The sequence below is a fragment of the Leucobacter sp. NPDC058333 genome, from assembly GCF_042726155.1.
Lineage (GTDB): Bacteria > Actinomycetota > Actinomycetes > Actinomycetales > Microbacteriaceae > Leucobacter.
This window is the reverse complement of record NZ_JBHXHV010000004.1, coordinates 216,156-230,026: the sequence shown is the minus strand read 5'-3', so window position 1 is coordinate 230,026 and position 13,871 is coordinate 216,156. Positions and strand designations below refer to the sequence as shown.

Genomic DNA, 13,871 nt, shown 5'->3' with positions numbered 1-13,871 from the left:
GCGAGAGGCGCGAGGCGAACATGCTGCAGACATTCCGCTGGTCGGCCGGGCGGGTGATGAGTGCGCTCATCACCCTGCTCGGAGTATCGATCCTTATCTTCGCCGCGGTCAGGTTGATGCCGGGCAGCTACGAAGACATTATTCTCGGGCCCCTCGCGTCCCCAGAGGAACGCGCTGCGCTGGCGTCAGCTTACGGCTTGGATCAGCCCATAGTGCTCCAATACTTCGCGTGGATCGGCCAGATCTTCACCGGTGATCTCGGCACATCGTTCGTGACGCAAAGCCCCGTGCTCGATGAACTCGGAAAGCGCATCCCCGTGACCGCGCTGCTTACGGCGATGGCCCTGTGCATTACCGTCGTGATCGGAATTCCGCTCGGTATCTGGACGGGCGTGCGCGCCGGAGCGAAGCAGGGCGGGGCCGTAGGGCGCCTCGTCTCCGGTCTCGGGATCAGTGTGCCGGAGTTCGTGCTCGGCAGCGTGGTCGTCTTCATCTTCTCGCGACTCGCGCTCGGCATCCAGGTCGGTGGCTTCTCGCGCATTGGCACGGGATTCTTCCCAACCTTTCAGGCGCTTATTCTGCCAGCGGTCGTGCTCTCTGTATTCTGCGTCGCGGCATCGGCGCGCACCACCCGCGACGCGGTGATGAACGTGCTCGTCGAGCCGCACATCGCAGCTGCCGTGGCGCGAGGCGAAACGCCCTGGCACATCGTGCGGCACCATGTTGTGCGCAACGCGGGGATTCCCATCCTCACGCTGCTCGCTACGATCACCGCGTACTTGTTGGGCGGCGCGGTGATCGTGGAAACCATCTTCAATATCCCGGGCCTCGGATCCTTCATGGTGACCGGGCTCGACCGCCGCGACTTCGCCGTGGTGCAGGCGTCGGTGCTGTTCGCCGCGACCGTGTTCATCGTCGTAAGCCTCGTGCTCGACCTCATTACGAGCGCGCTCGATCCCCGAGTCGCCGTCACTGGGAAGGCAGGATCATGACGACGTATTCCCTCCCGCTCGTGCGCCGCAAGCGACCGGCCTCCGCGCGCCCCCGCCCCGACGCGCTCTTCATCGCTGCGATCGCCGCACTGGCGGTTATCGTCGGGGTCGCTATTATTGCGGCGATCGTGCCGTTTGCGGGTGAACCGGCGAAGATCGTCGGTCCGAGGCTGAGCCCGCCGTCAGGCGCCTATCTACTCGGCACGGACGCGCTCGGGCGTTCGGTGCTTGCCAGGCTGCTTGAGGGCATCGGCACCACGCTGGTGCTCTCTGCGATCGCCGTTGTGTGCACCGCGGCCATCAGCATCCTGCTCGGAATGATCGCAGGATACGTCGGCGGATGGACTCGCGAGGGCGTGATGCGCTTTGTAGATGTGCTCTACTCGTTCCCCTCGATCGTGCTCGCGATTCTCATCGCCGCCGTCGTCGGGCCGGGCCAGGTTGCCGCCCTCGCGAGCATCGTGCTCGTCACGGTGCCACTCATGACCCGCATGGTGAGCGCGGCGTCGCTCGCGGTCGCAAAGCGTGACTTCGTGACGACCGCGCAGATCAGTGGCGTCTCGGCCCCCGTGATTCTGTTCCGGCACGTGCTTCCGAACATCAGCGGCACGATCGCGGTGCAAGGCACGTACGCACTGTCAGTCGGAATCCTGGTCGAGGGTGGCCTGAGCTTCCTTGGCTACGGGGTGCAGCTGCCACAGTCATCGCTCGGGCTACTCATCCAGGAGGGCGCGAGTTACATGGTTCAGGCACCCTGGCTTCTCTTCGCGCCGGCTGTCGTGCTCGTGCTCGCAATCCTGGCCATCAATCTCATCGGAGACACACTGCGGGACCGACTCGATCCCCGCGAAACGAGGAGCCTCGTATGAATGCGGTTACCACGTCACCGGTCGTCGCGATCTCGGGATTCAGTGCCGAGTACCGCACGCGGCTCGGTGTCACGCGAGCACTGTTCGATATCGATCTCGAGATCGGTGAGGGAGAACTGGTAGCGATTGTCGGCGAATCTGGATCGGGGAAGTCGACGATATCGCAGGCCATCGGGCGAATGCTGCCGCGCGCGTGCCACATCACCTCAGGTGCGCTGCACGTGCTCGGCCAAGACCTTGCCGTGCTCTCACCCGATGAGATCCGTCGGGTGCGGCGCGAATCGCTCGGATTCATCCCGCAGGACCCAATCGCTTCGCTGAACCCAACCATGCGCATTGGGCGGCAGCTGGAGCTCGCCGTGCAGCCACTCGGCCGGCCGACCTCGCAGGCCGCGCTGGTTGCCCTTCTGGAGAGCGTCAAGATCCTTGAGCCAGAACGGGTCTTGCGGCTCTTCCCGCACGAGGTCTCCGGAGGAATGGCGCAGCGGATTGCAATCGCGCTGACCATGGCGCGCGAACCGCGGATCCTGATTGCCGATGAGCCCACCGCATCGCTCGACGCGCAGGTGCGCGACGAGATCCTTGAACTGATCGTCGGATTCGTGCGGCGCAGCGGTGCAAGCCTCATTTGGATTAGCCATGATCTGGGCGCGGTGCGTCGGTGGTGCGATCGCGTCGTTGTCATGCACCGCGGTGAGATCGTCGAAGCCGGGCCGACGGTCCAGGTACTCGACGCGCCGCGCGCCGACTACACAAAGGCGCTCGTGGCGGCGATCCCAGGCCGAACGCCGTCGGAAATACCGGGCGAGCAACGCACTATCTCGCGCGGATCGGAGGACGCACGATGACGACCACTCAATTCACACAGGAAGCCGCCGCTTCTGTGCCCGAGTCTGTGCTTGAGATGCGCGAGGTAAGCGTCGCATTTACGAGCGGAGCGGGTGCAAAACGCCGCACCGTCCAGGCGATGAACGGTGTGAGTCTCACTGTCGCACCCGGCGAAACCCTCGGACTTGTCGGCGAATCGGGATCGGGAAAGACCACGACTGCTGCGGTAGCGCTCGGTTTACGGGCGCCAGACAGCGGCGAAGTGCGGCTGCTCGGCCAGCCTCTCGCGCGCTCCCGGAAGGCGACGGCTGGCAAGATCCAGGCGGTATTGCAACACCCTCACTGGTCGCTGAACCCGCGGCGTCGAGTGGGGGAGTCGGTGCGAGAACCGCTCACAGTAGCGCGTCGTGACCTGAGCCGCGACCGTCAGCGCGCTCGCGTGGCCGAGATGCTCGAGCAGGTGGGACTCAACCCCGACTTTGCCGAACGCTACCCTCACGAGCTTTCAGGAGGGCAGCGTCAGCGCGTCTCGGTCGCGCGAGCGCTTGTCACCGACCCGCGCTTCATCGTGTTCGATGAAGCGGTCAGCGCGCTCGACGTTGCGGTGCAGGTGCAGATTCTTTCTCTGATTCGAAAGTTGCAACACGAGCACCGATTCGGCGCGCTCTTCATTTCGCACGACCTCGGGGCTGTGCAACGCGTCGCTGACCGCGTCGCCGTGCTCTTCCGAGGCGATCTCGTGGAAACGGCCCCGACGGGGCGGTTCTTCGCGACCCCCGCACACCCTTACTCGCAACAACTCCTGGAGTCCCTGTGAACACCACCCCGAACGACGTGTACGCCCTCGCAGATGTTGATCCCGGCATCGCTATTGACCCGACACCGCGGCTCGCGGGCGCGCCCGTATTCGGCGGCCCCGGCAACGCCGATTTTGATCTGAATCCCGTGCGAAGCGATGGCCGCGAGCGCCTGCGCTTTGACTTCCCGGGTGTGCGTGTCGGCTCCGCTCACTACGCGGAGGGGCCGACCGGTGCGACCGTGATCCACCTGCCGGCGGGAGCGCGAACCGCGGTTGACGCCCGCGGCGGCGCGGTGGGTCTCGCTGGCGGATACGACTTCAACCACGCGATCTGCCTCGCGGGCGGGTCGGTCTACGGACTCGAAGCCGGGGCGGGCGTCAGCGATGCGCTGCTCGAACGAGTCAAGAATCGCACCGGTTTCGCAGAGCTCCAGCTCGTCTCGTCGGCGATCATTTATGACTTCTCGGCGCGCGAGACCGCCGTCTACCCAGACCGAGAACTCGGTCGCGCTGCACTCGACTTCGCGGTCGAGGGGGAGTTCGCGCAGGGTCGCGCCGGAGCGGGCATCAGTGCCTCGTCAGGAAAGGTCGACTGGGATCGCACCGAGATCACCGGCCAGGGCGCCGCATTCCGTCAAATCGGCGATGTGCGCATCCTCGCGATCGTCGTGCCGAACCCGGTCGGAGTGATCCTCGATCGTGCGGGTCGCGTGGTTCGAGGCAACTACGACGCCGAGACCGGAACCCGTCGGCACCCTGTCTACGACTACGCCGAGGCGTTCGCGGAGCAGCGTGGGGCCGAGACCCAGTCGGGCAACACCACAATCAGCGCGCTGATTACCAATGTGAAGATGAACACTGTCGAATTGAACCAGTTTGCGAAGCAGGTGCACAGTTCGATGCACCGTGGCATCCAGCCCTTCCACACCGACATGGACGGCGACACTCTCTTTGCGGTGACTACCGACGAGGTCGATCTGCCCGCAAGCCCGGCCTCCTCTCGAGGACGGCTCTCGGTGACCGCGACAGCGCTCGGGGCCATCGCCTCGGAAGTCATGTGGGACGCGCTACTCGAAGCGGCGAAGTAAGGAAGTCGATTGGATATCATCACAGCCACCCTGAGCGGCACTGGGCCCAGCGAGCGCGGCGCCGAGATCGGCTCGCGCTTTGGACCCGAAATACGAGAGGCCGTTTCGGGCTACCTCGATTTCTTCGGGATTCGTGGGCTCGACAATGATCGTGTGCGAGAGATCGCAGAGAGCACGTTCGCGGCGCTTCAGAGCTGGGCACCTCACCTCGCCGCAGAGATGGAGGCGGTCGCCCTCGCAGCAGGCTTGCCGCTCTGGCAGCTCGCCGCGCTGAACGCACGCACCGAGGTGCTCGCGGTCGTCGCGCCAGACACGGAGGGCGAGTGTTCCACGGCCGTCTACGCGCCTCACGGTGCAGTTCTGCCCGAGACCATTCAGACCTGGGACTGGCATGCCCACCTCTGCCGGGTCGGACTCGTGCTGTCGTACACTCCGGACACAACCCCACGAGCGGACCCCGATGCGTCCCGGGTGACGCGCGTCACAATGTTCACTGAACTCGGCGTGCTCGGCAAGATCGGCGTGAACGACGCAGGCATCGGTGTCCATTTCAACATCCTGCACCACGCGAGTGATCGCGGCGTCGGCGGTGTGCCCGTGCACGCCATTGCGCGACGCGTGCTCGACGAGGCGACGACTGTTGACGAGGCGGAAGTGATCATCGCGTCGGCACCCGCGAGCGCGTCGACCGTGCTGACGGTGGTGGCGCGTGATGACGCTGAGCACCGCGCCGCCTGCTTTGAAATCTCGTCAGAGCGCGTCGCCGCCGTGCGGCCCGACGACGAGGGATGGCTCGTGCACACGAACCATTTTCTGGCGCCATCGCAGCTGCCAGGAGAGGCGACACGCGACACTTCCACGACGTACACCCGCTTTGACCACGTCGCCGGCCAACGTTCACGGCTCGCGGAATTGCCGGTCGAACAGCGCGCCGCGGCGATGGCGGGGGAGGCGGGCGCTTACGCGCCAATCTGTTTCCGCCCGGATCCAGCCGAGCCGCTCCACGAGCAATGGTCAACATTGCTGACGGTCGGCCTTGACCTTGCGGCGGGGGCGCTCGAGTACTACCCCGGCTCACCGGTCGCGCTCGCTGAGCACGGAGCCATCCGCTTCGGTGAGAGATTCGGCCTGCGTGAGGCTGAGCCTGCCTCACAGTTCTCACCGAAGCCGAATCTCTGACGGAAGCGGCGCGCGACCCTGGCACAGCGTACCGATTCGCCTCCGCCCACTAACTCGACGAGTCTGCGAGCAGTTGACGCACCCGCGGAATCACCTCGGTCGCGTAGAGCTCGATGCTGCGCATGAGCAGCTCGTGCGGCATTGTGCCGTTTGCGTACTTCAGGTCGAAGCGGTCGGCGGCGAGCGTACGCACGGTCGCGGCAATGCGTTGTGCGACCGTCTCGGGTGATCCCACGTACAGCGAACCGCTGTCGGCCTCGCGTTCGAACTCGGAGCGAGTGGTGCGCGGCCAGCCACGCTCGGCGCCAATGCGGTTGCGATTCGTTTCAAAGTGGGGCCAGAGTTGATCCCGAGCCTCCGCGTCGGTCGCGGCGACGTGGCCAGGCGAGTGCACGCCGAGGGGCATGGCCTCGCGACCGAGCTCACGCTGAGTGTCGCGGTACAGCCTCGCGAACGGTGCGAAGCGCGCGGGGTCGCCCCCGATGATCGCGAGCATCATGGGGATGCCCATGCGCACCGATCGCGTCACCGACCCGGGGCTGCCACCCACGCCAATCCACGCGCGGACCCCCTCGGGCTGCTCTGTCTTCGGAAAAACTTCCTGATCAGCGAGGGATGCGCGATGCTTCCCCGACCACGTAATCGGGCCCTCCGTGCGCAGCCGCGCGAACAGGTCGAGCTTTTCGGAGAAGAGCGTGTCGTAGTCGCCGAGGTCGTAGCCGAAGAGCGAGAACGACTCGATGAACGATCCGCGCCCCAGAATCACTTCGGCCCGACCCGAGCTCACAGCGTCGAGCGTGGCAAAGCGTTCGTATACGCGCACGGGGTCGTCACTCGAGAGCACGGTGACGCCGGTGCCGAGCAGGATTCGCTCCGTGCGGCCCGCGATTGCCGCGAGTGCGATTTCGGGGGAGGAGAGTGCGAAATCGTCCCGGTGGTGCTCGCCGAGCGTGATGGCGTCGACGCCGAGTCGATCCGCGAGCTCGGCCTGGGCGACCACGTCGCGCAGCACCTGTGCGTGGGAGATTCTGTCGCCCGCCGCGTTGATCGTGACGTCGCCAAACGTGTCGAGACCAAGGATGAGTTGTTCAGGTGTAGCGCCGGCAACGGCGCGAAGTGGCTCCATACTCGCAACAACACCGCCCCCACCCCTCATATTCCAAGACCCCGAGTACCCCCGTTCTGTCGTCGCAAATGATCCGATCAGCCACGTGAAGGGATCATTTGCGACGACAGAAAGGGATGACCGGGGGGGGGCGTGGGTAGGGGCTAGGATCTTGCGGAGGTGAGCTCTCCGAGGAGGGGGGCGTAGAGGGGGTGCCCCGGCTCGATCCCGGTGAGCTCCTGCACCAGGTCGGCGTCACTCGCCGCACTCGCCAGCAGCTCGCCCAGCTTCATGGCCTCAGCGTCGTCGGGCTCGACAAAGCGGAGCGCTGCGCCGATCGCCGTCAGAATCGCCGCCGACGACATACCGCGCTCAGCCAACTCGGCTGCGGGGCCGACGAACCGCTCGTGGCGGCTCAGCTTGCGCAGCGGGGCGCGGCCCACGCGGCCAGCGGTGTCGGGCAGCTCCTCGTTCGCGAAGCGGCGCAGGATCTTCTGCACGTATGCCTCCTGCTGCTCGGGCGCAAACCCGTACTTGGCAACGAGTAGCGACTTCGTCTCGGCGAGCACGGCCTCGACCTTGGAGCGCACTGCCGCGTCGGCGAGCACGTCCGAGATCTTTTCGATGCCTGCCAGTCGGCCGAAGTACGCGGCCGCCGCGTGACCGGTGTTCACCGTGAACAGCTTCCGCTCGATGTACGGCGCGAGCGAATCGACCCAGGTCGCCCCGGGAATCTGGGGGGCCGCGTCGCCGAATGCGCCGCTCTCGATGGCCCACTCGTAGTAGGGCTCGACGCGCACGTCGAGCCCCGCACCGGCCTCCTGGTTCGGCACGATGCGGTCGACGGCGGTGTTTGCGAAGATCGCGCGGGCGTCGACGTCAGCGTCGTCGAGGCCTGATTTTGCGGCGGCAGCGCGCACCTCCTGCTCAAGGATATCCGTCGCGTTGATCGCGTTCTCGCAGGCCATCACGGCGATGCGCGGTGCGCCCGCGGGTCGCGCAGCAAGCCCCAGGGCAATCGCCGGAGCGACGAACTTCAGGATGTTCGGCCCGACAGCGGTCGTCACGATCTCGGCGGCGGCGAGATGCGCGATCAGCTCCGACTCCTGAGTCGCGGAGTTCACCGCCGCGAAGCCGCTCACGACGTGGTCTTGCCCGCCGTCACCGACCTCGTGCACCACGTACGACTCGGCGCCCTGGAGCGCCTCGATCAGCGGTGCAGCGACGTCGGCGAACACGAGCCGGTAGCCGGCCTCGTGGAGGAGGAGCCCCACGAAGCCGCGGCCGATGTTGCCTGCACCGAAGTGCACGGCGGTCGGCGCTGCCTGATCGATTGCCGCCCAGCCTTCGCTCGGCTGCCCGTCTGTCATTATCCGTTCACCTTTCCGAAGACGTCGAGAATCTCCTCGACACTCGTCGCAGCCTCAAGCCGGGCCACCTGATCCTTGTCGCCGAAGACCTTTGCGATCTTCGCGAGGATGCTCAAGTGCTGCTTGTCCTTGCCAGCGATGCCCACGACGAAGCGCACCTCCTTGCCGTTCCAGTCGATCGGCTTGGCATAACGGACGAACGTCAGCCCGGACTCCTTGATGTGATCCTTCGCGTCGTTGGTGCCGTGGGGAATGGCGAGGAAATTGCCCATGTACGTCGTGACAGATTCCTCGCGCTCATGCATCGCGGCGACGTAGTCGTCGTCGACGGCGCCCGCGGTGACGAGCAGGCGGCCCGCTTCTTCGATGGCACCGGCGCGGCTGTCGGCTTCGCCCTGCAGCACGATCGACTCGCGACGAAGCACCTGGGGAGCGGTGGCGGCATCAGCGGCGACGGGCACGGGGACTTCGGCTGACGCGGCAGTGCCAGGAGCACCCGCAGCCGCATCAGCAGCACCGGCACCCGCATCAACAGCACCGTCAGCACCGTCGGCACCTAGCGCGGCGACGATCTCGTCGTAGCGAGGGCTCGCCATGAAGTTGTCGACGGTTACGAGCTGGGCGCTCGGGGTCTTTTCGCGGGCCCGCAGCGCGAGGTCCTGGTGCACCACGACGATGTCGTAGGTGTCGGTCAGATTCGCGATCGCCGAGTTCGTCACCTTGACATCGGTGTGACCGGCGGCGCGCACCTTGTTACGCAGTACGGACGCGCCCATAGCGCTGGATCCCATGCCAGCGTCGCAAGCGAAGACGATATTTTGCACGCCCACCCCAGTGAGGGTTGCGGTGCCACCGCCGCCGAGAATCGAGGAGGCGACGGACTTCTTGCCCTTCATGCTCTCCATCTGTTCGGTTGCGGCCGCGAGGCCGTCTTCGTCGACGTTCTTTGAGGTGCGCAAGATCAGCGCGGCCACCAGGAACGACACCGCGGTCGCGAGCACGACCGAGAGAATCACGCCGAAGTAGCTGTCGCGCGAGGTCTGGACGAGCACGGCGAAAATCGATCCGGGAGCCGCCGGAGCGACGAGTCCCGCGCCGGTGACGGCAAGCGTTGCGACGCCGGTCATGCCGCCAGCGATCGCCGCGATGATCAGTGTCGGCTTCATCAGCACGTACGGGAAGTAGATTTCGTGGATGCCGCCGAAAAAGTGGATGACGGCTGCGCCGGGAGCTGATGCCTTCGCTGCGCCGCGGCCGAAGATGCAGAACGCGAGCAGGATCCCGAGCCCCGGGCCGGGGTTCGCCTCGAGCAGGAAGAGGATCGACTTACCCTGCTCAAGCGACTGCTCGGTGCCGAGCGGCGTAAGCACTCCGTGGTTGATGGCGTTGTTCAGGAACAGCACCTTGGCCGGCTCGATCAGGATCGAGGTGAGCGGCAGCAGGCCGTGGTCGACGAGGAACTGGACGACGTTGCCCGCCCCCGTGCTGAACGCCTGCACCAGCGGGCCAATGCCGTAGAAACCGAGCATCGCGAGCAGTGCGCCCCAGATACCGGCCGAGAAGTTATTGACGAGCATTTCGAAACCGGGGCGAATCTTGCCGTCCCACAGCAGGTCGAGCTTCTTCATGGTCCAGCCGCCGAGCGGACCCATAATCATCGCGCCGATGAACATCGGGATACCTGCGCCGACGATGACACCCATCGTCGCGATCGAGCCGACGACTCCGCCGCGCACGCCGTGCACCATCTTGCCGCCGGTGTACCCGATCAGCAGGGGGAGGAGGTAGGTGATCATCGGGCCGACGATGCCGATGTTGGCCACGCCATCGGCGTCTTTGCCGAAGCCGCCAAGCTCGGGTACCGGCCACCACCCCTTCTCAATGAAGAGCGCGGTGATGAGACCCCAGGCGATGAAGGCCCCGATATTCGGCATGATCATGCCGGAGAGGAACGTGCCAAACTTCTGCACTCCGGCACGAACGGATTGGAGCCGAGACGGCGCCTGATCCTGCGGAGGTGCTTCACTTGCAGACATTGCTACTGCTTTCCGTTGGGCGACAGCTCACGGCTGCCGGGACGAGTTCTCGGGAGTGCTGGTGGTGCAGGGTGTGTCAAGGGTGTCGTGGTGCGGTTGCGGACTTCACCGCTCGTCCGGCGGCGATGCCGAAGACAAGCGGTGGAGCCATTCGAGGAAGAGTTTCATTTCGGTGCCCGAGAGCTGATCCGGGTGCGAAGACTGAAGCGTGGCGTTGAGCGCGATGGCCGCGGCCACGTACGAGGGCGGGCCGCTGGCGCTCGCCGAGGCTCCGTCATCATCGGGGTCATCAGCGCTGTCGCCGTCAAGCACGCTCGGTTCCGTGACGACCGAGCGGAGCACGGCGTCGCGCGTTTGGTGGGAGAGGATCCGGCTCTGCGATGTGCCGGAATCTGCGCTGTGAGACTCGGCGGAGTCTGCGATGAGCATCAGCGTGACGCCGATGTTCGCAGCAAGGATGGCGCGTGCCGCCTGCAGCGGCGGCACGGCGAGCTGTCGATCGAGCGCGATGCGTTCGAGTTCGCGCTCGAGTAACCGCTCAGCCTCGGACACGATCATCGGCCGCTTCTTCGGGCTGCTGTTGCCAAACATGAGCGAGTAGAGCTGGGTGTGCGACAGGCCGAACTGCACGTGCACATCCCAGAGTCGCTTCACGTCGGTGATCGCTCGAGGTGACCGTTCGAGGCTCGCCTCGCGGCGCACGAAATCCTCGAAACCCCGCGCGACGACGGCATCCATGAGCCCGTCTTTGTCCTTGAAGTGGTGGTAGAGCGTGGGGGCCGTGACTCCGGCAACATCGGTGATCTGGCGGGTTGACACCGGTTTGCCGTCTGAGGCGGCGAGCAGCTCAGTGGCGGCGAGGATCAGTCGCTCCCGTGCGGGGACGGCTGCTGGCCGCGTCGCAGGGCGCGCTGCAGTGGCGCGCTCTACCTCCGCGGTATCGACGCCGATATCCGTCTGTCTTTCGGGCATGAGCGTTAGCGTACTGTCTATAGCCGTGCTATACAAGAAGATAATTGTGTGCTGGGCCATAGCGGCCCCGGCCCGCGCATTGGGCAACGGGAAAGGATTCGACGAGGAATGACGCAGCAGCAATTCTCCGGCGTAGGCGTAACTCCCGGGCGGGTGCTCGGCCCCGTACGACAGATGCCCCGGCCCCTGAAGGAACCTTCCCGTACCTCCCCGTCACCGGCGGGTGCCACCCCTGAAACGGAGGCGGCACGCATCAAGGCGGCGTCGGTGACCGTGCAGGCCGAACTTCGCGAGCGAGCAGCGCGAGCCACGGGCCAGGGCCGCGACGTGCTCGAGGCGACGGCGCTGATGGCGGGTGACTCGATGCTGCTCAAGGGTGCCGCAAAACTTCTCTCCCCAGACACCCCGGGTGGGGCTCGCAGCGCCGAGCGCGCTGTCTGGGAGGCCGCCGCTGGCGTCTCCGAGAAGCTCACGGCACTGGGCGGTTACATGGCCGAGCGCGCCACCGACGTGCTCGATGTGAGGGCGCGCATCATCGCAGAGCTGCGCGGGCTACCCGCGCCCGGCATTCCAGAGGCCGCCGAGCCGTTTGTGTTGATTGCCGAGGATCTCGCTCCCGCTGACACGGCGACGCTCAGCCCACGTCGTGTGCTCGCGCTCGTCACCTCAGGCGGCGGACCGCAGAGCCACACTGCGATTCTCGCCCGCGCACTCGGGCTGCCCGCAATTGTCGCGGCGCAGGGAGTCGATGATATTGCCGACGGCACGAGCGTCTACGTCGATGGCGCGGCAGGCACCCTGCACACGGAACCCACAGCCGAAGACGCTGCCGCCGCCGAGGCGTGGATCGCCCAGAGCTCTGCGCTGTCGGTGTTTGACGGCGAGGGTCGCCTCGCTGATGGTCACGCCGTGCCACTGCTCGCGAATGTCGGCACGGGTAAGGATGCGCGCGCCGCCGCCGAGGCTGGCGCCGAGGGCGTAGGCCTGCTCCGCACGGAATTCTGCTTTCTCGATCGTGACGAAGAACCGAGCGTCGATGAGCAGGTCGAGGCGTACGGCGCTGTCTTCGCGGCGTTCCCGGGTAAGAAGGTTGTCATTCGCACCCTCGACGCCGGTGCCGACAAGCCGCTTCCGTTCATCACGAACGCTGACGAGCCGAACCCCGCGCTCGGGGTGCGTGGCTATCGTACCGACCTGACATCGCCAGGGGTGCTCTCGCGGCAGCTTGACGCGATTGCGCGCGCCGAGGCTGCGAATCAGGCGGAGGTGTGGGTCATGGCCCCGATGATCTCCACGGCTGAAGAGGCCGCAGACTTCACGGCCCTCGCCCGCTCGGCCGGTCTCACCACGGCGGGGATCATGGTGGAGGTGCCGTCTGCGGCGTTGACCGCCGATTCGGTGCTGCGTAACGCAGACTTCGCGTCACTCGGAACGAACGATCTCACGCAGTACGCGATGGCGGCCGATCGGTTGCTCGGGCCGCTCGCAGCGCTGAACGACCCGTGGCAACCGGCCGTGCTGCGTCTCGTGCGCGAGACCACTGAGGGTGCTCGCGCGGCTTCGGCTGCTGACGGTGCCGGGCGGATCAAGCCCGTCGGCGTCTGCGGCGAAGCAGCGGCCGACCCGGCACTCGCCGTCGTGCTCGTAGGGCTGGGCATCGGCACGCTGTCGATGAGCCCGCGGGCGCTCGCCGGGGTCGCAGCGGTGCTGCGCACGGTGACGCTCGAACAGGCTCGCGCCATTGCGGATGCGGCGCTGAGCGCACCGTCGGCGAAAGCTGCCCGCACGGCGGCGCGTGCGTTGATTCCGGCTCTTGACGGCCTCGGCCTGTAGCCCCCAAACTGTCCAAGCAATAGCGGCTCATCCGCCGAATGATCAGGAAGAAGAAGAACATGGCAGAACGCACAGCAACCGTCGCCAGCCGCGAAGGCTTGCACGCCCGCCCCGCGGCGATCTTCGCGGAAGCGGCCGGAGAGGCCGACGTCGACGTGACGATTGCGCGCCCGGGTGAGCCCGCGGACGAAGCAATGGACGCCGCGAGCATTCTGTCACTCATGAGCCTGGGGGCCGGGCACGGCGATCAGGTCGTGCTGCGCGCCGAGGGCGAGGGGGCCGATGACGCGCTGGATCGTTTGGTGAAGGTTCTGGAAACGGACCTCGACGCCGAGTAAGCGCGAACAACACAGTTCGGCCCCGTGAGACCTGGTTTCACGGGGCCGAACTGTGTTGACGGCGCGTGGTACGCGCCGGTGCCGCACGAGTGTTACGCGCTGCGGCTCGAAGCGATAAAGCCGACCGCAGCGGCAGCGACGCCGAGCAGAGCGGGCCACACCCAGAACACGCCGAGCGCGAGTAGTGCCGCAACAGCCGCAGCGATGAGACAGAGCTCGAACAGCGCTTGCGCGAAGCGGTCGACTCGTAACACGGGCCGAGGGGACAGGAAAAGCGCCCAGAGCAGTACGGACAGGGCGAACAGCCCGATGCCGGTGAAGACGCCGGGGAAAGGCAGCGGCCACGCCAAGAAGCCCCAGATCGTCACAGTCACGATTGCCGCGAGGTGGAAGATTCCACGAGCGAGCAGCAAGGCTGGGTGAGGGGCATGCGAGGCGGTTTCAGGAGAACTACTGGTCACC

At 66.1% G+C, this 13,871-nt stretch carries 13 protein-coding genes; 8 read left to right on the top strand and 5 right to left on the bottom strand.

Going from position 1 to position 13,871, the window contains the following annotated elements:
* Positions 1 to 20 precede the first annotated feature (20 nt).
* Genes ACFWHR_RS13880 through ACFWHR_RS13855 form a run of 6 tightly spaced genes read left to right on the top strand, consistent with a single transcriptional unit; the run spans position 21 to position 5,755 of the window.
* Positions 21 to 992, top strand: coding sequence for an ABC transporter permease (locus tag ACFWHR_RS13880; RefSeq protein WP_382448905.1), 972 nt, complete (start codon positions 21 to 23; stop codon positions 990 to 992).
* Positions 989 to 1,861, top strand: coding sequence for an ABC transporter permease (locus tag ACFWHR_RS13875; RefSeq protein WP_382448904.1), 873 nt, complete (start codon positions 989 to 991; stop codon positions 1,859 to 1,861). Before ACFWHR_RS13880 ends, ACFWHR_RS13875 begins: the two co-directional genes overlap by 4 nt.
* Complete coding sequence (locus ACFWHR_RS13870) at positions 1,858 to 2,709, top strand: ABC transporter ATP-binding protein (protein ID WP_382448903.1); 852 nt, start codon at positions 1,858 to 1,860, stop codon at positions 2,707 to 2,709. The genes ACFWHR_RS13875 and ACFWHR_RS13870 overlap by 4 nt, the downstream gene beginning before the upstream one ends.
* A complete protein-coding gene (locus ACFWHR_RS13865) occupies positions 2,706 to 3,506 on the top strand; it encodes an ABC transporter ATP-binding protein (RefSeq protein ID WP_382448902.1) in 801 nt (266 codons plus the stop codon). Before ACFWHR_RS13870 ends, ACFWHR_RS13865 begins: the two co-directional genes overlap by 4 nt.
* Positions 3,503 to 4,576 (top strand): endo-type 6-aminohexanoate oligomer hydrolase, encoded by a 1,074-nt coding sequence (locus ACFWHR_RS13860; RefSeq protein ID WP_382448901.1) that lies wholly within the window; start codon positions 3,503 to 3,505, stop codon positions 4,574 to 4,576. The genes ACFWHR_RS13865 and ACFWHR_RS13860 overlap by 4 nt, the downstream gene beginning before the upstream one ends.
* A gap of 9 nt (positions 4,577 to 4,585) precedes the next feature.
* Positions 4,586 to 5,755, top strand: a complete 1,170-nt coding sequence (locus ACFWHR_RS13855; protein WP_382448900.1) for a C45 family autoproteolytic acyltransferase/hydolase — start codon at positions 4,586 to 4,588, stop codon at positions 5,753 to 5,755.
* A 49-nt stretch (positions 5,756 to 5,804) separates the two neighbouring features.
* On the opposite strand, the gene ACFWHR_RS13850 is transcribed toward ACFWHR_RS13855, so the two are convergent.
* The 4 genes from ACFWHR_RS13850 to ACFWHR_RS13835 all read right to left on the bottom strand — a co-directional run bounded on the left by ACFWHR_RS13850 (position 5,805) and on the right by ACFWHR_RS13835 (position 11,238).
* Positions 5,805 to 6,881: an LLM class flavin-dependent oxidoreductase gene (locus ACFWHR_RS13850; protein ID WP_382448899.1), complete on the bottom strand. Its 1,077-nt coding sequence runs from the start codon at positions 6,879 to 6,881 to the stop codon at positions 5,805 to 5,807.
* Positions 6,882 to 7,024: 143 nt separating this feature from the next.
* Entirely contained in the window at positions 7,025 to 8,230 is a 1,206-nt protein-coding gene (locus ACFWHR_RS13845; RefSeq protein ID WP_382448898.1) for a mannitol-1-phosphate 5-dehydrogenase, read from the bottom strand.
* Positions 8,230 to 10,266: a PTS mannitol transporter subunit IICBA gene (locus ACFWHR_RS13840; RefSeq protein WP_382448897.1), complete on the bottom strand. Its 2,037-nt coding sequence runs from the start codon at positions 10,264 to 10,266 to the stop codon at positions 8,230 to 8,232. Before ACFWHR_RS13840 ends, ACFWHR_RS13845 begins: the two co-directional genes overlap by 1 nt.
* 105 nt (positions 10,267 to 10,371) lie before the next feature.
* Entirely contained in the window at positions 10,372 to 11,238 is an 867-nt protein-coding gene (locus tag ACFWHR_RS13835) for a TetR/AcrR family transcriptional regulator (RefSeq protein WP_382448896.1), read from the bottom strand.
* A gap of 108 nt (positions 11,239 to 11,346) precedes the next feature.
* Between ACFWHR_RS13835 and ACFWHR_RS13830 the strand changes: the two genes are divergently transcribed.
* Positions 11,347 to 13,071: a phosphoenolpyruvate--protein phosphotransferase gene (locus tag ACFWHR_RS13830; protein ID WP_382448895.1), complete on the top strand. Its 1,725-nt coding sequence runs from the start codon at positions 11,347 to 11,349 to the stop codon at positions 13,069 to 13,071.
* 59 nt (positions 13,072 to 13,130) lie between these two features.
* The gene (locus tag ACFWHR_RS13825) at positions 13,131 to 13,409 is read left to right on the top strand and encodes an HPr family phosphocarrier protein (protein WP_382448894.1); all 279 of its coding nucleotides are present in this window, start codon (positions 13,131 to 13,133) and stop codon (positions 13,407 to 13,409) included.
* A gap of 92 nt (positions 13,410 to 13,501) precedes the next feature.
* Here the strand turns inward: ACFWHR_RS13825 and ACFWHR_RS13820 are convergent, their stop codons facing one another.
* Positions 13,502 to 13,870: a DUF2568 domain-containing protein gene (locus ACFWHR_RS13820; protein WP_382448893.1), complete on the bottom strand. Its 369-nt coding sequence runs from the start codon at positions 13,868 to 13,870 to the stop codon at positions 13,502 to 13,504.
* Between the last annotated feature and the right edge of the window lies 1 nt (position 13,871).

Coding starts and splice junctions, on each gene's coding strand:
- ACFWHR_RS13880 (WP_382448905.1), top strand. CDS start 21: ATGCTGCAGACATTCCGCTGGTCGGCCGGGCGGGTGATGAGTGCGCTC.
- ACFWHR_RS13875 (WP_382448904.1), top strand. CDS start 989: ATGACGACGTATTCCCTCCCGCTCGTGCGCCGCAAGCGACCGGCCTCC.
- ACFWHR_RS13870 (WP_382448903.1), top strand. CDS start 1,858: ATGAATGCGGTTACCACGTCACCGGTCGTCGCGATCTCGGGATTCAGT.
- ACFWHR_RS13865 (WP_382448902.1), top strand. CDS start 2,706: ATGACGACCACTCAATTCACACAGGAAGCCGCCGCTTCTGTGCCCGAG.
- ACFWHR_RS13850 (WP_382448899.1), bottom strand. CDS start 6,881: ATGGAGCCACTTCGCGCCGTTGCCGGCGCTACACCTGAACAACTCATC.
- ACFWHR_RS13845 (WP_382448898.1), bottom strand. CDS start 8,230: ATGACAGACGGGCAGCCGAGCGAAGGCTGGGCGGCAATCGATCAGGCA.
- ACFWHR_RS13840 (WP_382448897.1), bottom strand. CDS start 10,266: ATGTCTGCAAGTGAAGCACCTCCGCAGGATCAGGCGCCGTCTCGGCTC.
- ACFWHR_RS13835 (WP_382448896.1), bottom strand. CDS start 11,238: ATGCCCGAAAGACAGACGGATATCGGCGTCGATACCGCGGAGGTAGAG.
- ACFWHR_RS13830 (WP_382448895.1), top strand. CDS start 11,347: ATGACGCAGCAGCAATTCTCCGGCGTAGGCGTAACTCCCGGGCGGGTG.
- ACFWHR_RS13825 (WP_382448894.1), top strand. CDS start 13,131: ATGGCAGAACGCACAGCAACCGTCGCCAGCCGCGAAGGCTTGCACGCC.